Annotated in this window: 17 protein-coding genes; 10 read left to right on the top strand and 7 right to left on the bottom strand. The window is 72.9% G+C overall.

Annotation, left to right across the window (positions count from 1 at the left end; genetic code table 11):
- Positions 1-173 precede the first annotated feature (173 nt).
- Entirely contained in the window at positions 174-1,133 is a 960-nt protein-coding gene (locus SSP29_RS32975) for a serine/threonine-protein kinase (protein ID WP_089104536.1), read from the top strand.
- Between the two features lie 137 nt (positions 1,134-1,270).
- Here SSP29_RS32975 and SSP29_RS32970 read toward each other — a convergent pair whose 3' ends face one another.
- Positions 1,271-3,679, bottom strand: a complete 2,409-nt coding sequence (locus SSP29_RS32970) for a SpoIIE family protein phosphatase (RefSeq protein ID WP_089104535.1) — start codon at positions 3,677-3,679, stop codon at positions 1,271-1,273.
- A gap of 244 nt (positions 3,680-3,923) precedes the next feature.
- Between SSP29_RS32970 and SSP29_RS32965 the strand changes: the two genes are divergently transcribed.
- From SSP29_RS32965 to SSP29_RS32955, 3 genes are all read left to right on the top strand, one after another.
- Entirely contained in the window at positions 3,924-4,154 is a 231-nt protein-coding gene (locus SSP29_RS32965) for a response regulator transcription factor (RefSeq protein ID WP_089104534.1), read from the top strand.
- 90 nt (positions 4,155-4,244) lie between these two features.
- Positions 4,245-5,408 carry an NAD(+)/NADH kinase gene (locus SSP29_RS32960; RefSeq protein ID WP_089104533.1) on the top strand — a complete coding sequence of 388 codons (1,164 nt, stop codon included), beginning with the start codon at positions 4,245-4,247 and terminating at the stop codon, positions 5,406-5,408.
- Positions 5,405-6,388 (top strand): phosphotriesterase family protein, encoded by a 984-nt coding sequence (locus SSP29_RS32955; protein ID WP_089104532.1) that lies wholly within the window; start codon positions 5,405-5,407, stop codon positions 6,386-6,388. Before SSP29_RS32960 ends, SSP29_RS32955 begins: the two co-directional genes overlap by 4 nt.
- Here SSP29_RS32955 and SSP29_RS32950 read toward each other — a convergent pair.
- From SSP29_RS32950 to SSP29_RS32935, 4 genes are all read right to left on the bottom strand, one after another.
- On the bottom strand, positions 6,381-7,316 hold the full coding sequence (locus tag SSP29_RS32950; protein WP_089104531.1) for a helix-turn-helix transcriptional regulator: 936 nt from the start codon (positions 7,314-7,316) through the stop codon (positions 6,381-6,383). The two genes, SSP29_RS32955 and SSP29_RS32950, sit on opposite strands and share 8 nt — an antisense overlap.
- Before the next feature lie 379 nt (positions 7,317-7,695).
- Entirely contained in the window at positions 7,696-8,541 is an 846-nt protein-coding gene (locus SSP29_RS32945; protein ID WP_089104530.1) for a GNAT family N-acetyltransferase, read from the bottom strand.
- A 222-nt stretch (positions 8,542-8,763) separates the two neighbouring features.
- Positions 8,764-9,657 carry an alpha/beta fold hydrolase gene (locus tag SSP29_RS32940; RefSeq protein ID WP_089104529.1) on the bottom strand — a complete coding sequence of 298 codons (894 nt, stop codon included), beginning with the start codon at positions 9,655-9,657 and terminating at the stop codon, positions 8,764-8,766.
- Positions 9,658-9,875: 218 nt separating this feature from the next.
- Positions 9,876-10,763, bottom strand: coding sequence for an aldo/keto reductase (locus tag SSP29_RS32935; protein WP_089104758.1), 888 nt, complete (start codon positions 10,761-10,763; stop codon positions 9,876-9,878).
- A 198-nt stretch (positions 10,764-10,961) separates the two neighbouring features.
- On the opposite strand from SSP29_RS32935, the gene SSP29_RS32930 reads away from it, so the two are divergent.
- Entirely contained in the window at positions 10,962-11,552 is a 591-nt protein-coding gene (locus tag SSP29_RS32930; RefSeq protein WP_089104528.1) for a TetR/AcrR family transcriptional regulator, read from the top strand.
- Between the two features lie 26 nt (positions 11,553-11,578).
- On the opposite strand, the gene SSP29_RS32925 is transcribed toward SSP29_RS32930, so the two are convergent.
- Entirely contained in the window at positions 11,579-13,279 is a 1,701-nt protein-coding gene (locus SSP29_RS32925; RefSeq protein WP_089104527.1) for a hypothetical protein, read from the bottom strand.
- Positions 13,280-13,413: 134 nt separating this feature from the next.
- A complete protein-coding gene (locus tag SSP29_RS32920) occupies positions 13,414-14,487 on the bottom strand; it encodes a substrate-binding domain-containing protein (protein WP_089104526.1) in 1,074 nt (357 codons plus the stop codon).
- Positions 14,488-14,598: 111 nt separating this feature from the next.
- Here SSP29_RS32920 and SSP29_RS32915 point away from each other — a divergent pair, with 111 nt between their 5' ends.
- The 5 genes from SSP29_RS32915 to SSP29_RS58740 all read left to right on the top strand — a co-directional run bounded on the left by SSP29_RS32915 (position 14,599) and on the right by SSP29_RS58740 (position 20,336).
- Positions 14,599-15,213, top strand: coding sequence for a MarR family winged helix-turn-helix transcriptional regulator (locus tag SSP29_RS32915; RefSeq protein WP_089104525.1), 615 nt, complete (start codon positions 14,599-14,601; stop codon positions 15,211-15,213).
- 412 nt (positions 15,214-15,625) lie between these two features.
- Complete coding sequence (locus tag SSP29_RS58745) at positions 15,626-15,958, top strand: WXG100 family type VII secretion target (RefSeq protein WP_167450053.1); 333 nt, start codon at positions 15,626-15,628, stop codon at positions 15,956-15,958.
- 51 nt (positions 15,959-16,009) lie between these two features.
- Positions 16,010-16,300, top strand: coding sequence for a WXG100 family type VII secretion target (locus SSP29_RS32905; protein ID WP_089104523.1), 291 nt, complete (start codon positions 16,010-16,012; stop codon positions 16,298-16,300).
- Between the two features lies 1 nt (position 16,301).
- Entirely contained in the window at positions 16,302-16,913 is a 612-nt protein-coding gene (locus tag SSP29_RS32900) for a hypothetical protein (protein ID WP_089104522.1), read from the top strand.
- Positions 16,914-16,973: 60 nt separating this feature from the next.
- Complete coding sequence (locus SSP29_RS58740) at positions 16,974-20,336, top strand: WXG100 family type VII secretion target (protein WP_089104521.1); 3,363 nt, start codon at positions 16,974-16,976, stop codon at positions 20,334-20,336.
- The last annotated feature ends 166 nt before the right edge of the window (positions 20,337-20,502 follow it).

Below are 20,502 nucleotides of genomic sequence, written 5' to 3'. Positions count from 1 at the left end.
TCCCCATGTCAAGTCCCGAGCTGTCGGAACGTGACCCGCTCGCGGGCCGCGGGCCTACTGGAGGCACGGGGCCGACCGCCCCGGGACCAGCGGACCGGTCATGCGGCCTCGCGCGTGCAACGGGCCCCTGGATACGATTTGGGCAGGTTTCTGGCGCTACGGGGTGGACGGTGATGGCGACGCGCATCGCGGGCTACGAGGTCCAGGGCGAGATCGGACGCGGCGGCATGGCCGTCGTCTACCGTGCCACGGACCTGCGCCTGGACCGGACCGTCGCCCTGAAGCTGCTGGCCCCCGAGATGGCCCGCAACGACACCTTCCGCCGCCGTTTCACCCACGAGTCACGGGTCGCCGCCGCCATCGACCACCCGCACATCGTGCCGATCTTCGAGGCCGGCGAGACGGACGGCGTGCTGTACATCGCGATGCGCTACGTGTCGGGCCCGGACCTGCGCGCGCTGCTGGACAAGGAGGGCGTGCTGCCGGTGGACGCGGTGCTGCGGATCGCGGGCCAGGTCGCCTCCGCGCTGGACGCGGCCCACGAGCACGATCTGGTGCACCGGGACGTGAAGCCCGGCAACGTGCTGGTGGCGCAGGGCACGGACAGCGAGCACCCGGAGCACGTCTATCTCACGGACTTCGGGCTCACCAAGAAGTCGCTGTCGCTGACGGGGTTCACGACGGTCGGCGAGTTCGTCGGCACGCTGGACTACGTGGCGCCGGAGCAGATCTCCGGGCGCCCGGTGGACGGCCGCTGCGATCTCTACAGCCTCGCCTGCGTGGTCTTCGAGATGCTCGCCGGCGGCCCGCCGTTCGTCCGGGACGAGGACATCGCGCTGCTGTGGGCGCACCAGTACGACGCCCCGCCCGCGCTCAGCGAGGTGCGGGCGGGGCTGCCGCCGGCGTTCGACGACGTGCTCGCGCGGGCGCTGGCCAAGGTCCCCGAGGACCGGTACGGCTCCTGCCTGGAGTTCGTGGGCGCGCTGCGGTTCGCCGCGTACGGCGCCGGTCCGGTGGGGGAGCCGGCGGGGCCGGCCGAGCAGCCGTCCGCCGACGGCCCCCCGACCGTCGGCCGCGCCACCGCCCGCACCCCGCGCCCGCCCGGCTGGGCCCGCCCGGTGTTCCGCCGCTGAGCGCTCCGCTGGAAGGGCCGCGATGCGTCGTCGTTTGTCTGCGGCGCCGTCGTGGCTGGTCGCGCCCACGCGGCGGAGCCGCATATCGATACAGCCCCGCGCCCCTTCGGGGCGCTGCCGAGCGGCACTCCAGGCTCTCAACCCTCCGCGAGGTACTGCTCGGCCCAGACGGTCTTGCCGGTGCCGGCGTGTCGGGTGCCCCAGCGCTGGGTCAGCTGGCCGACCAGGAGGAGCCCGCGGCCTCCTTCGTCGTAGGTGTGGGCCCGCCGCATGTGCGGGGCGGTGTTGCTGGAGTCGAAGACCTCGCAGGTGAGGGTGTGGTCGTCGTGGATCAGGCGGAGCCGTACGGGCGGGCGGCCGTACCGGAACGCGTTGGTGACCATCTCGCTGACGATGAGCTCTGTGATGAACGCGGCCTCCTCCAGCCGCCACTCGGCCAGCTGCTCGGTGGCCAGCTTGCGGGCCTCGGCGACGGCGGCGAGGTCGAAGGGCAGCTCCCAGGTGGCGACCCGGTCGGCGTGCAGGGCCCGGGTGCGGGCGACGAGCAGGGCGATGTCGTCGTCGGGGCGGTGGGTGAGCATGGACGTCAGGACCCGGTCGCAGACGGTGTCCAGGCTCCGGGCGGGGCGGGCGAGCGCGGCGAACATCGTGTCGAGGGCGTCGTCGATGTCGTGCTCGCGGGGTTCGAGCAGGCCGTTGGTGTAGAGGGCGAGCACGCTGCCTTCCGGGAGTTCCGTCTCGTACGACTCGAAGGGCAGCCCGCCGAGGCCGAGCGGGGGTCCGGCCGGGACGTCGAGGAAGCGGACGGTGCCGGCGGTGACCACGGCGGGCGGCGGGTGGCCGGCCCGTGCGGCGCAGAGCCGCCGGGTGACGGGGTCGTACACGCCGTACAGGCAGGTCGTGCCCACGCCGCCGGCGTTGTCGGCGGCGTTGTCGGCACCGGCCTCCTCGGCGGAGAGATGGACGACCAGGTCGTCGAGGTGGCTGAGGAGTTCGTCGGGCGGCAGGTCGACGTCGGCCAGGGTGCGGACGGCGGTGCGGACCCGGCCCATGGTGGCGGCGGCCCGCATGCCGTGGCCGACGACATCGCCCACCACGAGCGCGACCCGGGTCCCGGACAGCGGAATGACGTCGAACCAGTCGCCGCCCACCCCGGCCTGGCTGACCGAGGGCAGATAGCGGGTGGCGATGTCCAGGGCGGCCTGCTCGGGCAGGGTCTGGGGGAGCAGGCTGCGCTGCAGCGTCATCGTGGTGGTGTGCTGCCGCTGGGCACGCGCGGCGCCCTGCATGCCGGCGGCCGTACGGGCCGCGAGCTGTTCGGCCAGCCACAGGTCGTCCGCGTCGAACGGCTCGGTCCGCCGGTTCCGTCCGAAGAGGGCCACGCCGAAGGTGATGTCGCCCGCCCTGAGCGGCACCGCCAGCAGCGAGTGCGCCCCGCTCTCCCGGACCCAGGCGGCGGCCTGCGGATCCTCCCGCGCCCAGCGGCCCACGACCTCGTCGCCGCCCGGGTACACCCTGCCGTGCCCCTCGGTGAGGCACCGGCCCGGCGGTGACCACGGCGGGCAGCGCAGCACCTCGCCGGAGGGCCGGGGGAGCGGCGGCGCGTCGGGTGCCGAGCGCACGGCGGTCCGGCGCAGGGCGACGCCGCCGGGCGGCGGTGCGCCGTGCCGGGGGGCGTCCAGCAGGTCCACGGTGCAGACGTCGGCGAAGGCGGGGACGGCGACCTCGGCCAGCTCCTGCGCGGTGCGCTGCACGTCGGAGCCGGTGCCGATGCGCACCCCGGCGTCGCTGAGGAGCAGCATCCGGCGCCGTACCAGCTGCTGGGACGCGTCGGCGTGGGCCGTCAGGGCCACCGCCCGCACCCGGCCGTCCGGGTCCGTCAGCGGCATGAGCCACGCGTGCCAGGTGCGCTCCGGGTCGGCCGGGTCCAGATGGAGACGGATCTCCTGCGGCCCGGCGCCGTCCAGGACCCGCCGCATGCTCGACTCGGCCTCGGCGCTCCCCTCGTACGGCACGATGTCCGTCAGCCGCAGCCCGCGCATCATCCCCTCCGCCAGCGACAGCGTGCGCTGCGTCGCGACGCTCGCCCGGGCCAGCCGCAGCCCCTCGTCGAAGACGGCCGAGACACACGGTGACTGCTGGAAGGCCCACTCGCCGAGCGTCTGGCCGGCGGCGGCCGCCGCCGGGCCGGTCACGGGGGACACCACCAGCCACTCCGTGCCGCCCGGCCGTTCGCCGGAGGGTCTGCGGTGGACCAGGACGTCCAGGTTCAGCCGGTGACCGTCCCGGTGGCGCAGCGCCGCGGTCCCGCTCCAGCGCGGTCCGGCGGCCGCCTCCCGCCACGCGTCCCGGCCGGGGTCGGCGAGCAGCCCGGCGGCCGGCTGCCCCAGGATCTCGGCGGGCGGGTACCCCAGCAGCAGCCGGGCCCCGTCGCTCCAGCCGGACACGACGCCCCGCTCGTCGACCGTGACCGTGGCGGTGCGGGCCCCTTGGAGCACGGCGTGCGTCTGCGCCGGTTGGCTGGGAGGGGTGGGACGTCGTTCCATCGCCGCTCATCCTTCGCGGAACCTGCACGGCCGGCTCTCTCCCCAGGATGATCCCGGCCGCCACGGAGCACCAATCCGCCGCCGCTGCCACCCGGGCTCACGGGGCACACCCGCCGGAGGTCCCTGTGACGCGCCTGTGACAGTCGGCGGACAGCGCCATGACGTCGGGTTGTCAGGGTTTTGTAAACGGACAAATCGCCTCTATTGGTCAATTTCGACTGATCGCATGTGAAGGACCCCTCTCATGAGCTTCACCGCAGTCACCCAGCACACCGAGACCGCCGCCGTCGCGCTGGCCCCGCGTGAGCGCGAGACGCTGAAGCACATCGCCGCGGGCTGCACCTACCTCCAGGCGGCCCGGCTGATGGGGCTCTCCCGGCACACGGTCGACGCCTACCTGCGCCGTATCCGCGCCAAGCTCGACATCAACACCACCGCCGAGCTCACCCGGCTGGCCATCTCCCTCGGGCTGTGATCCGGACTGTGATCCCGTTCCGCCCGACAGATCCGCCCCGCCCGTGACAGCGTGGGAGCAGCAGCCGGCCACGGTGTCCTGGAGGCGGAGATGACGGTGAACGGGCTCGGACTTGTGGTGCACGGCGGGCGCGCGGAGGCGGTGGACGCGGCCTGTGTCGTCCGGGCGTGGGCGGCGGAGCACGACGTGCGGTGCACCGACATCGACGTATGGCACGACGGCGGGCGGCACCACTCAGGGGAGGAGGTCGCGGCCGCGGGCGACCCGGACCTGATCGTCACCCTCGGCGGGGACGGCACCTTCCTGCGCGGCGCCCGGCTCGCCGCCCGCAACGACGCGCTGGTCCTCGGCGTCGACCTGGGCCGGGTCGGCTTCCTGACCGAGGTGCCGGTCTGCTCGGTCCGGGAGGCGCTGGACGCGATCCGCGAGGACCGCTACACCGTCGACAGCAGACTGCTGCTCACCATGCGCGCCTCCCGCCGCCTGGAGATGCCGGCCGACATGGAGCGGCTGATGCAGTACGGCCGCGGGCCGCTGCTGCCGCCGCCCCAGGTGCGCACGGACTGCGAGCAGGACACCGACTGGGGCGTCCCCCTGCACATCACCGCCGTCAACGACGTGGTCCTGGAGAAGCTGTCCCGGGACCGCCAGGTCTCCGTCGGCGTGTACGTCTCCGGCCGGCTGCTGGCCTCCTACTCCGCCGACGCGCTGCTGGTGGCCACGCCGACCGGCTCGACCGCCTACAGCTTCGCCGCCGGCGGACCCGTCGTCTCGCCCTGCGCGGAGGCCCTCGTCTTCACCCCGGTCGCCCCGCACATGGCGTTCAACCGCTCGGTCGTCACGGCCCCGAACGAGGCGGTCGGCCTGCGTGTCCTGGAACGCTCGGGGCAGGCCGCGGTCAGCGTCGACGGCCAGGTGCGCGGCGTACTGGAGCCGGGGGACTGGATCGGCGTGTACGCCGCCCCGACCCGCCTGCGGGTGGTCCGGTTCGCGCCGATGGACTTCTACGGCCGCCTGCGCGAGCGCATGAACCTCACCGACGCCCCGGCCGCGGTCGCCGACGGCACCCCCGCCCCCCTGTGGTCGCTGCGCACGCCCCCGCCCGGTGACCTGGCCCATCTCTCCCTGCCGCTGATGTCCGCGGCGTACGCCGAGGCGAAAGAACCGTGCGTCGACGCGAAAGACGGTGCCGCCCCCGCACTGGAAAAGTCGGTCTTCCCACGTCATGTGCAGGAAGGCGACAACAACCCATGACCACCGACTCCCCGGACCGGACGGTCCAGACGGTCCAGACGGTCCGCGGCCCGGTCCCCGCCGACGACCTCGGCACCGTCCTGATGCACGAGCACGTCTTCGTGCTCAGCGAGGAGTTCCGGCAGAGCCTCCCGGAGACCTGGGACGAGCAGGAGCGCATTGACGACGCCGTGACCCGGCTCAAGGCCCTGGCCGCGACCGGCGTCACCACCATCGTCGACCCCACCTGCATCGGCCTCGGCCGCGACGTCGCGCGCGTCGCCCGGGTGAACGAGCAGGTCGACCTCAACATCGTGGCGGCCACCGGCATCTACACCCTGGCCGACGTCCCCGACTACTTCCGCTACCACGGCCCGGGCACCCTGCTCGGCGGCGCCGAGGGCATGACCGAACTGTTCGTCCGCGAACTCACCGAGGGCATCGCGGACACCGGGATCCGGGCCGCCTTCCTGAAGTGCGCGATCGAGGACCGGCTCACCCCGGGCGTGGAGCGGGTGCTGCGCGCGGTGGCCCAGGCCCATCTGGCCACCGGCGCCCCGATCACCGTGCACACCGGCGCCACCGCACGGACCGGCCTGGTCGCCCAGGAGATCCTGCGCAGCGAGGGCGCGGACCTCGGCAAGGTGGTCGTCGGGCACAGCGGTGACACCGCCGACCTGGACTACCTGCACGAACTCATCGACAACGGCTCGTACGTCGGCATGGACCGCTTCGGCCTCGACATCCTGCTCCCCGGCGACCAGCGGGTGGCGACCGTCGCGGCCCTCGCGGCCGAGGGGCTCGCCGGGCGGATGGTGCTGTCGCACGACGCGTCCTGCCACATCGACTGGTTCCCGCCCGGTGTGAAGGAGCAGATCGCACCGGACTGGCACTACACCCACCTGCACGACCAGGTCCTCCCGGCACTGCTGCAAGCGGGCGTCTCGGAGGCCCAGTTGACCACCATGCTGGTCGACAACCCGCGCCGCTACTTCAGCTAGCGCGCCGCCGCCGGGCCTCGCTCGGGGTCGTCCCGAACTCCGCCCGGAACGCGGTCGCGAACGACGCGTGACTGCCGAAGCCGCAGGAGTGCGCGATCTGCGCGATCGAGTACGACGCCCAGCCCGGGCCGGCCAGCCGTTCGCGGGCCGCGTTCAGCCGTTCCCGGCGGATCAGGTCGCGGGCCGTGGTGCCGGCGTCCTGGAGCACCTGCTGGACATAGCGCACGGACCAGCCGAGCGCCCGCGCGACGGCGACGACGTCCAGGTCCCGTTCACAGGCGTGCTGCCGGACGTAGCGGCGGACCGCGGCCTCGACCGTCGCCCGCTGCCCGGCGGGCGCCGTGTCGGTGCCGCCCTCCGCGGCCAGGCAGACCAGGTCGAGCAGCCGGTCGCACGCGAGGTCGAAGGTGCGCTCCGAGAGTTCCGCGCGCTCCTCGTGGAGCGTGGTGGTCAACTGCCGGACGATCCGGCCCAGTCCGCGCTCGGCGCCGAGCAACTGCGGCTCGCCGGCCGCGATCCGGCTGCGCGCGGAGATATTCTCGCCGGACATGATGAAGGCGATCGACAGGAAGTCCGCGTCATGCGCGAACTTCATCGGACGGTCGATGTCGCAGAGCACCATGCTGCCGGCCCGGATCTCCGTGGCCGACGGCCCCTGCTCCACCCAGGCGGTACCGGCCAGCGGGACGAGGAGTTCGTACGTACCCCGCGGATCGGAGCGGATGTGCCGGGTCTCCCGCTGCACCACCTCCCGCCCGCCGGCGCACAGGGCGACGCCGTACGCCGTCGACTGCTGCCACTCCAGGCGGGCGCGCCACGGCGCCTCGCGGTCGGGCACGCTGATCCGGCTGGCGCCGTGCAGGCCGGTGAAGAGCTCGTCCCAGGCGCTCGCCGAGGTCAGGGTGAGGGCTTCGCTCCAGGAGTACACGCCTCATCGTAAGCCGCCGGGAGCGAGCACGGCCCGGGCATCCACCGGCTCCGCAGCCATGACCGCTCGCACACCGGCGCGCGGCGGGCTCGCGGACGGGGCCCCCGTCCGGTCCGCGCGGTGGACGTCGGCGACGAGCGGCTGCCTGAGGGCCTTGCACGGGCGGCAGGCAGCCGCTCGGTCCAGGGCGTTCCGGGCGCGGGCGGGCCGGTGGCCGTGGTCGGAGGGACGGACCGTGTCGGCCGCGTGCGGGCGGCCGGCTCCCGCCCGCTCCAGGACGTCCGGGGCGTGGGCGAGCCGGTCCGTGCCGGGCGCACGGCCGCGCTGCGTGCCGCCGCCGAAGCGGCGGCACGCGGCGTCCGGGCGGCAGGTCCGCCGGTCAGGCGGTCGGCTTCCAGAGCCAGTTGCGGCGCTCGTAGGCCACTTCGAAGCCCAGGCGGAGCATGTTGTGCAGGGAGGGGTTGTGGGTCCCGGGGGTCTCGGCGCCGGTCTCGGCGACGAGCGTCCGGCACCCCAGCTGCTGTGCCCTGCGGGCCCGGGCGGCCAGCAGCGCGGTCTGGCCGCCGCGGTTGCGGGCGTGCGCCGCGACGGAGCCGGCGAAGAACTGGGCCGTCTCGCCGCGGACGTACATCGTGCCCGTGCCGACCAACTCCCCGTCCAGCCAGGCCGCGTGGGGGTGCCAGCCGGGCTGCTCCACGCTGCCGGCGGCCATCTGCGCGTAGGGCTCGACCGGCATGCCGAACGCCGTCATCATCACCTCGCCCCATTCGGCGGCCTGTTCGGCCTCCACCGGGGCGACGCGGATCCCGTCGGGGGACCGGCCGGGCGCGTCGGCGCGGGCGACGGCCTCCTCGACCGGGCAGACGAGCTTCACCCAGGCCGAGTCCGACGCGGTGATGCCCTCCCGCGCGCAGATGTCCGCCCAGTCCTCGGGCAGGAAGGCCGGGGCGATCTGGAGAACGGCCCGCGGGGTGCCCGCCGCGCGGTAGAAGTCGCAGACCTCTCCGACGAGTTCCGCGGTGACGGGGGTGCCGACGCCGAAGCCGAGGGCCTTGCTCCAGAAGTGGGTGACGTCGTCGGTCATCGACAGCACCACTCCGCCGCCGATGCGTGCGGCGCTCATGCCGAGCGCGGTGCGGACGGACTCGGGGGCCCGGGTCTCGAACTGGAAGAGCGCCTCGGCCTCGGACTGTTCGGCGACGGACGCCTGAACGACTGTGGTCATGACTCTGATTCTCTTTCGGAACGTTCTCTCTCGGGAAGTCGGATCGCCTAGGGCCTGTCTGACAATTCCCGTCGTCGCCCGGAGGGCGGCCTCGCGGCGTCAGGTGCGTGCTCTCGGCGTGCCGGGCGTAGGCCCTCGTACTGGACGTACTTGGGTCTGCGCCCGGTGCGGCGAGAGTGCGTGCATGGCGTCGCGAGGCAGACGGGCATTGTCAGACAGGCCCTAGCGGCCGGTCGTGACGAACCGCGTCACCGCGGCCGTGAAGGCCGCCGGCTCCTCGATGTGGCCGAAGTGCCCGCTGTTCTCCAGGATGACCAGCTCCGAGCCGGGGACCAGGGTGTGCAGTTCCTCGGCCCACCGCACTCCGCAGATGAAGTCGTGGCGGCCGGCCAGCACGAGGGTGGGCACGGTGACCTTGCCGAGGCCGGCGCGGTCGTCGAAGACGATCGGGGACAGGTCCTCGTCCAGGCCGGAGACGTACGTGGCCCGCACGGCCGCCCGGATGGGCGCGAACTCCTGCTCCCGGCCCCAGTAGTCGGCGAAGTAGGCGGGGAACAGCCCCCGGGCGACGGCGGTCTGCGCCGCGTCGTCGGTGACGGTGGGGATGGCCTGGAAGGCGGCCAGGACCTCGGCGAGCCCGGGGTGGCCGGCGTGCCGCCCGGCGAACGCCTCCACCTGCCGCACGGTCTCGGCGGTGTGCTCGGGGCCGGTCACCGGCAGGCTCTCGTACAGGATCACCCCGGCGAGCCGCTCGGGGTGGTGCAGGGCGTGGTACTGGGCGACGAAGCCGCCGTGCGAGTGGCCCAGCAGGTGCACCTCGGAGACGCCGAGGTGGTCGAGGAGCGCGCCGAGGAAACGGCTGTAGCGGGCCCGGGTGTAGCCGTTGGGGTGGGACGGCAGCCGGTCCGAGGCCCCGCTGCCGATCGGCTCCGGGTAGACGACCGTCAGGTGCCGCTCCAGTTCGGGCATCCGCAGGTACTCCCAGTCGATGCCCGGGCCGCCGGAGTGCGCGACGCACACCGGCCCCGTGCCGTGCACGTGGTAGCGCTGCACGAGGCCGTCGATCTCGACGGCGTGCGTTCCGGCGGCCAGGGGATCGGTCAGGGGCGAGGTCATGTTCTTCTCCGTGTCCGGTCGGTTCGGTGGGACATCGGCAGGACGGGGCGGAGCGGGAGAAGTTCGATCCGGGTTGTGTGAGGGCAGTCACACCCGAAGGAGCGGCGGATTCCGTGGTGCGGCTCCCGCCGTGGTGGGGCACTTGGCGGTCTCCGGCCGACGCGAGGTCCGGGGGCACGGGGTGCCGGGCGCCGGCCGGGAACCGGTGGCGGTGCCGTTCAGTAGCGGCCGCCCACCGTCCGCGCGGCCAGCCCGTCCAGCGTGGCGGCCTCGTCGGCGGTCAGCTCGATGCCGGCGGCGGCCACGTTCTGCTCCAGCCATTTCACGCGCTTCGTCCCCGGGATCGGCACCACGGGCACCCCGAGGTGTGCACCCCGGGCCTGCACCCAGGCCAGTGCCAGCTGTGCCGGGGTCACGCCCTTGGCCTCCGCCAGGGTGCGGACGGCGTCCGCGATGACGTCGTTGTCCGTCGTCCGGAACCGGGGCAGCCGCCGCCGGGCGTCGCCCGCCGGCAGCGCGGTCACGTCGACCGTGCCGGTCAGGAAGCCCCGGCCGAGCGGTGAGTACGCCACCAGGGCCACGCCCAGCTCGCGCAGGGCGTCCCCGACGGTCGTCTCCAGGTCCCGGGACCAGATCGAGTACTCGCTCTGCACCGCCGTGACCGGGTGCACGGCGTGGGCGCGCCGCAGCAGTTCGCCGTTCACCTCGGACAGGCCGATGTGCCGGATCTTGCCCTCCTTCACCAGCTCCGCCATGGCGCCGACGGACTCCTCGATCTCGGCGTTCTGCGGCGGCCGGTGCAGGTAGTAGAGGTCGATGTGGTCGACGCCGAGCCGGAGCAGGGAGGCGTCGCAGGCGCGCTTGATGTAGCCGGGGTCGCCGCGCAGTGCCCAGGTGTCGGCGCCCATGCGGTCGATGCCGGTCTTCGTGGCGAGCTGGACCTCGTCCCGCCGGCCCGCGACGGCCCGGCCCACCAGCACCTCGTTGTGTCCGAAGGCGTAGGCGTCGGCGGTGTCGATGAGGGTGACCCCCAGGTCGAGGGCCCGGTGAATGGTGGCGATCGCGTCGTCCCAGCTGGTCGGGCCGTATCCCTCGCTCATGCCCATGCAGCCGAGACCCTGGGCGGAGGTGGTGAGGTCACCGAGAGAAACCGTGTTCACGGCATGACTCCGTTCGATGTGCGCAGTGCGTACGATGGCGAATACCGGAGGATCCTCCGGTAACAATGACGTTAATGGAGGATCCTCCGGTAAGCAAGTGGGCAGAATGCCCGGTACGGTGACCGGCCTGGAGGGGAGTACGGCATGAACGAACAGGGATCCGCACGGCCCGTGCGCGCCCACGCCCGCCGCAACCGCGAGAAGCTGGTGGCGGCGGCGCTGGAGGAGTTCACGCGCACCGGCAAGGACGCGCCGCTGGACGGCATCGCCAGGGCGGCCGGGGTCGGCATCGGCACCCTCTACCGGCACTTCCCGACCCGGGAGTCACTGGTCCTCGCGGCCTACGAGCACGAGGTGGACCAGCTGTGCGCCGACGCGGCGGACCTCCTCGCGACACTCCCGCCGGACCGGGCGCTGCGCGAGTTCATGGGCCGGCTGGCGGGCCTGCTCGTCACGAAACAGCACATGTCGCAGGCGCTGCGTTCCGGCGGGGCCGAGGAGTCGTACTCGAAGGTCTACGACACCATCGACACCCTCTTCACCGCGGGCGTCGCCGCCGGGACGCTCCGGGCCGACATGGCGACGGCCGACGTGGTCCGGGCCATGGGCGGCCTGCTGCGGCTGGACGTGGCCGGTGACTGGAAGGGGCAGGCCGACCGCCAGATCAGGCTCCTGATGGACGGCCTGTACACAGGAGCTCCGGCCCGCGCCGAAGGACGCGAGCCGGAGCGGTAGGAACTGGAGCGGCGGGAGCCGGAAGGTCAGTCCGCGGACCGTACCGTCGGCATGGCGAGCGCGACCGGGCCGGTCTTGCAGGAGTCGTGGCAGTCCTTCTCCAGGCTGCAGCACAGCGAGCAGATCGCCCCCGAGTGGAACGGGCAGTTCGCCACGTCCGGCCGCTCGAAGTCGGTCGCGCACACCGTGCACGTCAGCGTGACCGCCGACGGCAGCCCGTCCGGGCCGAGCAGCGGCTCCGCGAGGTCGTCGACGCGGGCGATGTAGTACTTCCCCTTGGTCAGCACCGCGAACAGCGGCGAGAGCACCATCGCCAGGAACAGCGCGATGAACGGCGAGTACGCCTTGCCGTACTCCCCGAAGGCGTTGAAGTAGGCGGCGATCGAGACCGCCGACGCGATCAGCATCGAGCCGAAGCCGACCGGGTTGAAGTTGTGCAGATGGGCCCGCTTGAACTCGATGTACGACGGGCTGAGCTTCAGCGGCTTGTTGATGACCAGGTCGGCGACGACCGCGCCGATCCAGGCGATCGCCACGTTGGAGTAGAAGCCCAGCACGGTGTTGAGGAAGCCGAAGACACCGCCCTCCATCAGGGCCAGGGCGATGCCGACGTTGAGGAAGATGTAGACCACCCGCCCGGGGTGACGGTGTGTCAGCCGGGAGAAGAAGTTCGACCAGGACAGCGAACCGGAGTACGCGTTCGTCGAGTTGATCTTTATCTGGGAGAGGATCACGAAGAACGTGGCCAGGCCCAGCGCGACGGGCGCGGCGAACGTCTTGAAACCGGACACGTACTGCTGGATCGGCTCGTTGGCCTTGGCCAGGCCCACGCTCCCGGCGATGTAGAAGGCGAGGAACGCGCCGCCGATCTGCTTCGCCGCACCGAGCACCACCCAGCCGGGACCGGCGCTGAGTACCGCCCCCCACCACTTCTTGCTGTTCTCCGGCGTCTTGTCCGGCATGAACCGCAGGTAGTCCACCTGCTCACCGATCTGCGCGATCAGCGACAGCGCCACACCGGCGCCCGCGCCCACCCCCAGCATGCTGATGCTCGACCCGGTGGGGGAATTGCCCGCGAAGTGCGTGAACTCCGAGAACTTGCCCGGCTCCTGGATCGCGATGGACACGAACGGCGCGACCATCAGCACCAGCCACACCGGCTGCGTCCACACCTGCATCTTCGACAGCGCGGTCATGCCGTAGATCACCAGCGGCAGGATGATCAGCGAGCAGATCAGATAGCCGACGGCGAGCGGGATGTGCAGGCCCAGCTCCAGGGCCTGCGCCATGATCGAGCCTTCGAGGGCGAAGAAGATGAAGGTGAAGCTGGCGTAGATGACCGACGTGAGCGTCGAACCGAGGTAGCCGAAGCCCGCGCCCCGGGTCAACAGGTCCATGTCGATGGAGTACTTGGCCGAGTAGTACGAGATCGGGATGCCGGTGAGGAAGATGACCACGGCCGCGGCCAGGATCGCCACCATCGCACTGGAGAAGCCGTTGGAGATGGCGATCGAACCGCCGATGGCGAAGTCCGCGAGATAGGCGATGCCGCCGAGCGCGGTGGTGGCCACCACATAGGGGGTCCAGCGGCGGAAGGACTTCGGCGCGTACCGCAGCGAGTAGTCCTCCAGCGTGTCGTTCTGCGCCCAGTCGTTGTACGTCCGTTTGCCGTCCGTGCCGCTGTCCGCCACGGCCGGCGGCGCCTCTTTGCCGACGATCTCCGTCACGACTCTGCCCTCTCTCGTCCCCGGTCGTTTGCACGGAAGAGTCGCGGCGCGCTGTTTCCCGAACGTTTCACCTGCTTTAAAAGACAAAGCTTGATACTTCCCGTGGGAAGTATCGTCACATGGCGGGCGTGGTCTCAGAGTTGGGCGACGACGTGGAAGTCGAAGGCGTCCGCCCGCGCCAGATACAGCCGTTGGGCGAGATGGTTGCCGCGCAGCCGCACCACGCCCCGCGGGCCCTCGTAGGACACCGCGTCCCCGACCGCGCACATCGCCCGCACGTCCAGCGACCGCGCCCGTTCGGCCAGGGCCGCCAGCAGCCGTACCCCCTCGAAACACGACTCGCCCAGGCTCCCCACCACCGGGGCGTGCACACCGAACCGGGCCGCGTGGCGGGCGCCGAAGTCGAGGCTCTCGGCGGTCGCGAGGGCCTCGAAGAAGCCGGCCGCCGCCCAGAGCCCGTCGGTGCCGTCCGCGCCGGTGGCCAGCAGGATGTTCTCGTCCATGTGGGTGCTGAGCCGCAGGCACCGCTGGTGCAGCCCGTAGGCGGCGAACGCCCGGTTGAAGCGGGCCGCGTCCGCCCCGACCAGCAGCATCAGCACGGCGTCCGCCTCGCACCGCTCGATCCGGCGCAGCACCGGCCCGAACCCGTCCGTGCCCAGCGGCACGAACACCTCGTCCCGCACCCGCCCGCCGCACCTGCGCGCATACGCCCGTGCCGTGCGGGCGGTCACCCGGGGCCACACATAGTCGTTGCCCACCGTGCACCAGCGCCGCACCCCGGCCGCCTCCGCCAGCACCCGCATCGCGGGCAGCAGTTGGGCGACATCGGTCTCACCGGTCAGGAAGACGCCGGGAGTCCGCTCGCCGCCCTCGTACTGCGCGGTGTAGACGTACGGCACCCGGCCCGCGATCCGGGGCAGCAGCGCCTGCCGTACCGCCGAGGTGTGCCAGCCCACCACCCCGTCCACGGCGCCCAGCGACACCAGCGCCCCGACCTCGGCCGCCACCCGGGCCGGCGGCGCCCCGCCGTCCACCGTGACCAGCCGGACCTCCCGGCCCAGCACCCCGCCCACGGCGTTGAGTTCCTCCACGGCCAGCCGCGCGGCCGACTCGCACGACGGCCCGAAGACCCCCGCCGGCCCCTGCAACGGCACGACCAGGGCGAGGAGCAGCGTGCCGCTCCGGTCGCTCGGCGGCGCCGGACGCATCGGCCACCTCCGTGCGGGCATGGGGAACGCGGATTCCGGTCCCGGGCCCCGGCGCCCTCGCCAAGACTCGTATTCTGCGCGCACAGTAGGCCTACCGGAAGGACACCGGCAATGCCGTCCGCACCCTCCTCGCCGGACCTCGCCCACCTCCTCAGCCATGCCGAGCGGCGGGTCGTGCGGCGGCTGGCCGCGGTGCTGGCCGAGGAGGACTGCACGGTCGAGGAGTGGCGGGTCCTGTCGATCGTCGGGGACGGCCGGGGGCACCCGATGTCCGAGATCGCCGACCACGCCCTGATGCCGGCGCCGAGCCTGACCAAGCTCGTCGACCGCATGGTCGCGGACAACCTGGTCCACCGCCGCCCCGACCCCCACGACCGCCGTCGCGTCCTGCTCCACCTCACCCCGCGCGGCGAGGACCTCCACCGGCGCACCGCCCACCGCGTTCGCACGGACCAGGCCCGCCTGCTCGACGAGACGGCCGACGGGGGAGCGCTGGCGCACCTGCTCCTCCGCCTCACGGCGGCGGCCGAGGCCCTGCTGACGGCGAGCGACGACGAGGCCCGGCACCCGGCAAGCGATGACGAGGCCCGGCACCCGGCGAGCGATGACGAGGCCCGGCACCCGGCGAGCGACGACGAGGCCCGGCACCCGGCAAGCGATGACGAGGCCCGGCACACGGCTGTCGGCGACCCCCGGCGGGCTGCCGCCCGGAGCACTTCCGGCTGACCAAGCGCTCCGCTGGACGTGCCGCGATGTGCCGTCTGCCGTCTGCCGTCTGCCGTCTGCCGTCTGCCGTCTGCCGTCTGCCGTTTGCCGACTGCGGCGCCGTCGTGGCTGGTCGCGCAGTTCCCCGCGCCCCTTCGGGGCGCTGCCGAAGCGCAGCGGACTTCGCCGGACCCGCTTAGCCGACCGGGTACGACTTCGCGGGCCTGTCCGCCGGAAGCGGTCGTGCCGTCGTCCTGTCGGGGACGCCGTGCGCGGGCACGGACAGGCACATTTTCCAAGCAGCCGGGCAGCCGCCGGAGTTCGGCGGTCCGCCGGCGGCGGAGGCTGCCCACCATGGGAGTTGGATCAGTCGGCGACCCATGGACGCGTGCGTGTCCGCGGTCGGCGCGACGACGTACCGAAAGGAGGAGGCGTGGCCTCCACCCAGGTTGATATCCAGGGAATGATCACCGCCCGGGGCGCCTTCCAGGACGCTCTGGAGCACACGACCGGTGCCTACAGCCAGATGGACGGGCAGATCTCGGGTCTGCTCGGCAGCTGGAGCGGCGACGCGTCGAACATCTTCCACCAGGCCATGCAGGAATGGCTGGCCGACTTCGGCAAGGTCAACGCCGCACTCCAGAAGATGCTGGACCAGCTGGTGGCGAACACCGGCGTGTACGACAACGTGCACGGCACCACCACGGACAGCGCCACGGCGGTCCGCAACGCCGTCGGCAACGGGCTGCCGAACTTCAAGATCTGACGGCCGGCTTCCGACGACTTCCGACGACTTCCGAGAAAGGAGCACACCACCATGCCTACGTACAGCGTCGACATGCCGCAGGTGGACACCATCGTGGGTGAGATGAACGCCATCACCCAGCGCATCACCCAGACCCTCTCCGACCTGGAGAACCAGGCCCAGAGCTCGCTGAGCGAGTGGACCAGCGACGCGCGCAACGTCTACACCGAGGTCAAGGCCCAGTGGGACGCCGCCGCCGCGGAGATGGCCCGGCTGGCCGGACAGGCCACCACCACCCTCGGCAACATCAACGGCTACTACAGCGACGGAGAGCGCAAGGGCGTGCAGATCTGGGGGAACTGAGATGGATCCCGCCAACCCGGGGCACCCGTCGCCCGGCGCGCCCCCGGTCAAGACCACGCCCGACCCGTACTCGGGGCCGACCCACATCGATCCCGGTCACGGCACGGTGGACCCCAACGCCGGGAAGTTCCAGCCGCCGTCCGTGCCCTCCGGCAGCGGCAGCGGCAGCAAGACCCAGGTCGACACCCAGCCCATGGAGGTCTTCGCCTCCAACATGGAGCAGCTGATCGACCCGGTCCAGCGAGTCCTCGACCGTCTCCACGGCATCGATGTGCACGCCGGCGCCTTCTACGACGGCAACATCATCCGCAAGGACCTGAACGGACCCAACGGGGACGACGGACTGAAGAAGAAGCTCGGGGACGTCCTGCACGATCTCACCGAGGGTCTGACGGACATCGCCAAGGGCGTCCGGGACATCGCCGGCCAGTACTCCAAGGTCCATGACGCCTCCGTCGTCGACGTGAGCGATCTGACGAAGGCCATGCAGCCGGCGCAGTCCGACTTCGACGCGCTGGCCAAGGACAACGGCGGAACGCCGGCGACCGGGTCCACGTCGACGGGATCGTCCGGCAGCGGATCGGACAGCCCCGACAGCTCCAAGGGCAGCTGACCCGCCGTGGGCGGGTCCGCCCCACCCGCCCACGGCAGGGCCTGACAGGACAGGAACGCCATGCCCGACAACAACGACAAGTACAACGGCGGCGGGTTCACCCAGGGCAGCGACGGCGCCGTCTACGGGGACAGCGGCAGCGACCCCGGCTCGACGTCGGACTACGACACCTGGGACTGGAAGCAGATCCAGGCCGCCATCGTCGGTATGTCGGCAGGCGTCCACAGCCAGGCCAACGAGGACCACGCCGCCGCGGTGGCCTCCCCGCAGTCCCTGCAGGACGCGGCCGACATCCTCGCCGAGGTGCAGGGCGTCCTCGACACCGTCGCCCAGTCGCTGACCGCACAGGCCAAGGCCCTCGCCGGGGACAACGGCCCGTGGCAGGGTGCCGCCGCCGACGCGTTCGCGGAGATGATCGACGGCTTCTCCAAACAGGTACAGGCCAACGTGGAGGCCCTGGCCGGCGGCTCCACCGGCGCCCACAACGTCCCCCAGCAGGTGGCCGACAACGCGGTGAACCTGGCCAACGCGCAGCGCCTGATCGGCGAGATCGACCTCTGGTACGCCAACCAGGCGCGGCAGATGGGCGTTCAGCCGATGAGCAACGGCCTCATCCCGATCAGCAAGAAACCGCAGCTCGTCGAGATGATGACCAATGACATGCGCAAGGTGCTCAAGAGCCTTGCCGGCAACTACCGGGTCACCATCGACAGCATCAAGTCGCCCTCGCCGATCAACAGTCCCGGCAACACGTCCCCCACGGACGGCCTGCCCGACACCTCGGTGCCGGACAGCCTCACCACCCCGGACACCGGAACAGGCCTGGACCCGGCCACCGGTACCGGCCTCGACACGGGCACCGGTACGGGTCTCGCCCCGGACCTCGCGACGGACGCGGCCACGGGGCCGGGTGACGGCACCGCCACGCCCTTCTCGGGTTCGCTCGACCCCGGCGGCACCGCCGACACGCCGGCGGGCGCCGACGGCGCGGGACCGCTCGGCACGGACGGCCTGTCGCCGGACAACCTCCTGGCGACGCCGTCCGCCTTCCCCGGCGACACGGGCACGGACACGGGCATCGGTACCGGCACCGGCGCCGGTACCGACGGGTTGCCCGTCGACGCCTCCGCCTTCCCCGGGGACACCGGCACCGGCACCGGTACTACGGGTATCGACGGGCTCTCCGGCGACGCCTCCCCGTTCCCCGGTGACACGGGCACCGGGGCGGCGGACCCGACCGGACTGGCCGGCGACGTCGCGGGCTTTCCCGGGGACACCGGTACGGGAGCGGGTACCGGAGGCTTCGACCCGCAGACGGCGACCGCACTGCCCCTTCCCGGGTTCTCCGGATCCACCGGCACGGGGGACACCTCGCTGTCCGACCCCCGCCTCGCGAACAGCGGTTCCGCCTTCACCGACGACGCCCTGCCCGCCGGCTTCCCCGGCGACACCGGCCTCGCGGACCCGGGCGCCGCGGGCCTCCCCGGTACCGGCGCGCTGGACATCCCGGCGGCGACGGAGACGCCTTCGGCGTTCCCGGGCGGCCTCGGCCTGGAGTCGTCCGGTCCCGCCGCCGACGGCAGCACGAGCCTGCCGACGTCCACACCGGCGGCGTTCCCGGGGGCGGCCGACGTGGCGGTGCCGGACGCGACCTCGGGTACGGGCGCGGGAACCGGCACCGGCATGCCCTTCCTGCCCTCCGGCATGGGAGCACCCGGAGCGGCCGGGACCGGTTCCGGGCTCTTGGAGCCCAGCGACTCCTCCGGCCTCCTCGACGGCGTCGCGGACCCGTGGACGGGCTCGACGAGTACGGACTCGGTCGACGTGCCGACGGCGGACACGGCGGCGCTTCCGGGGGCCGGCAGTCTGGACCTGCCGACATCGACGCCGACGGCGTTCCCGGGCGGGACGGGCGTGGACGTACCGGAGGGTTCCGGAGTGCCCGGGGAGTCGGCCGGCGTTCCCGGGGCCGGAGCCGGCACGGCGGACGGCGTGAGCGCCTTCCCCGGCGGCGAGGAACCGACGTCGGGCGCTGCCGGACAGGGCGCGGGCACCGGGATGCCGTTCATGCCCTCGGGCATGGGCGCGCCGGGGGCTGCGGCGGGGGCCGCGGAGCCGAGCGACTCCTCCGGCCTTCTCGACCATGTGACGGAGCCGTGGACGGGTACGGCGAGCACGGATCCCGTCGACGTGCCGACGGCGGACACGGCGGCGCTTCCGGGAGCGGCCGGTCTGGATCTGCCGACGTCGACGCCGACGACGCTTCCGGACGGGGCCGGGGTGCCCGGAGCATCCGGGGCGTCCGGAGAGCCGGCCGGCGCTGTCGGTGAACTGCCGGACGGCGTAAGCGGCTTCCCGGGCACGTCGGAGCCGGCGGCGGCCGCCGCGGGAGCCGGGACGGGTGCGGGGATGCCCTTCATGCCCTCGGGCATGGGCGCGCCGGGGGCCGCCGCGGGGGCCGGGGAGCCGAGCGACTCCTCCGGCCTCCTCGACGGCAGCAGCAGCCCGTGGGACGAGGAGAACGACGCTGCGGCGACGGGGTCCGTCGAGGGGACCGGCGCGGCGGTCGCGGCGGGCGGGGCCGCGCTGACCCTGGCGACTGCCGCGGACGGCGCGGCGACCACACCGCCCGGCCAGCCGGTCGCCGTCCCTGCCGTCCCTGCCGTCCCTGCCGTCCCCGCGGTCCCCGTCGTCCCCGCCGTGCCTGTCGCGGCCGCCGCCGGTCCGGACGCCCGGCGGGGCGCGGAGCCGGAGCCGGAGTCGGAGGCCGCCCGTCCGTGGGCAGAGGAGACCGAGTGGGCCGATCCGGCGCCGGACGAACCCGCGCTGCACACGCAGGAGCCGCCGTCCCGCGAGGCGGCGCTGCTGGGCGAGGCCGCCCTGGTCGCCGCCGCCGCGATCGGCGCCCGCACCGGTCGGACTCCCGGGGAAGAGGCACCGCCGGAGACGGATCCCGTGCCGCCCGGCCCCGAGGAGCCCGCGGAGGCCGCGGACGCCGAAGAGGACTTCGCGGCGTGGGACCGTACCGACGACTCCTTCGTCCCGCTGCTGCTGAGCTCGGCGGTCGAAGAGGAGGACGGCGACGGGCCTGCCGCGCGGTTCTCCCGGGAGGACGAGGAGACCTGGACCGGCGCACCGGGCACCCGGACCGCCGAGCCGGCGCCGTCCGGCCTGGTCACCTGGCAGCCCAGCCGCCGGCAGCCGCCGGGGGAGGGAGCGCCGGGCGGCCTCGGCCTGCCCGTCGGCGGCCTGATGTGCGCGGACGTTCCCTACGATCCGGACCTCGACGAACAGGACGAGGAGGAGGGCGGGCAGGGCGAGGACGACGAGCGGAAGCCGGCCGCCGTCAGCGCCGCCGACCTCCTGGTGCAGGACAACGGGGTCTGGGGAGCCCCGGACGACACCGACAACGGCTTCCTGTGACGGCCCGCGACAAGGTCGTACGGACACTTCCGGGAGTACGAACGGGACGCGCGCCCCGAAGGGACTGGAAGTCGCGGCCGGGGCCGGTGCTGACTGGACGTCGGGTACGGCCGCGAGAAGCGGTGCTCTTGACGAACGGCCGGGGACGGCCACGCACGGCGCAGGA

The organism is Streptomyces hyaluromycini, from assembly GCF_002217755.1.
Lineage (GTDB): Bacteria > Actinomycetota > Actinomycetes > Streptomycetales > Streptomycetaceae > Streptomyces > Streptomyces hyaluromycini.
This window is presented reverse-complemented; position numbering and strand designations above follow the sequence as displayed.

Coding starts and splice junctions, on each gene's coding strand:
- SSP29_RS32975 (WP_089104536.1), top strand. CDS start 174: ATGGCGACGCGCATCGCGGGCTACGAGGTCCAGGGCGAGATCGGACGC.
- SSP29_RS32970 (WP_089104535.1), bottom strand. CDS start 3,679: ATGGAACGACGTCCCACCCCTCCCAGCCAACCGGCGCAGACGCACGCC.
- SSP29_RS32965 (WP_089104534.1), top strand. CDS start 3,924: ATGAGCTTCACCGCAGTCACCCAGCACACCGAGACCGCCGCCGTCGCG.
- SSP29_RS32960 (WP_089104533.1), top strand. CDS start 4,245: ATGACGGTGAACGGGCTCGGACTTGTGGTGCACGGCGGGCGCGCGGAG.
- SSP29_RS32955 (WP_089104532.1), top strand. CDS start 5,405: ATGACCACCGACTCCCCGGACCGGACGGTCCAGACGGTCCAGACGGTC.
- SSP29_RS32945 (WP_089104530.1), bottom strand. CDS start 8,541: ATGACCACAGTCGTTCAGGCGTCCGTCGCCGAACAGTCCGAGGCCGAG.
- SSP29_RS32940 (WP_089104529.1), bottom strand. CDS start 9,657: ATGACCTCGCCCCTGACCGATCCCCTGGCCGCCGGAACGCACGCCGTC.
- SSP29_RS32935 (WP_089104758.1), bottom strand. CDS start 10,763: ATGGGCATGAGCGAGGGATACGGCCCGACCAGCTGGGACGACGCGATC.
- SSP29_RS32930 (WP_089104528.1), top strand. CDS start 10,962: ATGAACGAACAGGGATCCGCACGGCCCGTGCGCGCCCACGCCCGCCGC.
- SSP29_RS32920 (WP_089104526.1), bottom strand. CDS start 14,487: ATGCGTCCGGCGCCGCCGAGCGACCGGAGCGGCACGCTGCTCCTCGCC.
- SSP29_RS32915 (WP_089104525.1), top strand. CDS start 14,599: ATGCCGTCCGCACCCTCCTCGCCGGACCTCGCCCACCTCCTCAGCCAT.
- SSP29_RS32905 (WP_089104523.1), top strand. CDS start 16,010: ATGCCTACGTACAGCGTCGACATGCCGCAGGTGGACACCATCGTGGGT.
- SSP29_RS32900 (WP_089104522.1), top strand. CDS start 16,302: ATGGATCCCGCCAACCCGGGGCACCCGTCGCCCGGCGCGCCCCCGGTC.
- SSP29_RS58740 (WP_089104521.1), top strand. CDS start 16,974: ATGCCCGACAACAACGACAAGTACAACGGCGGCGGGTTCACCCAGGGC.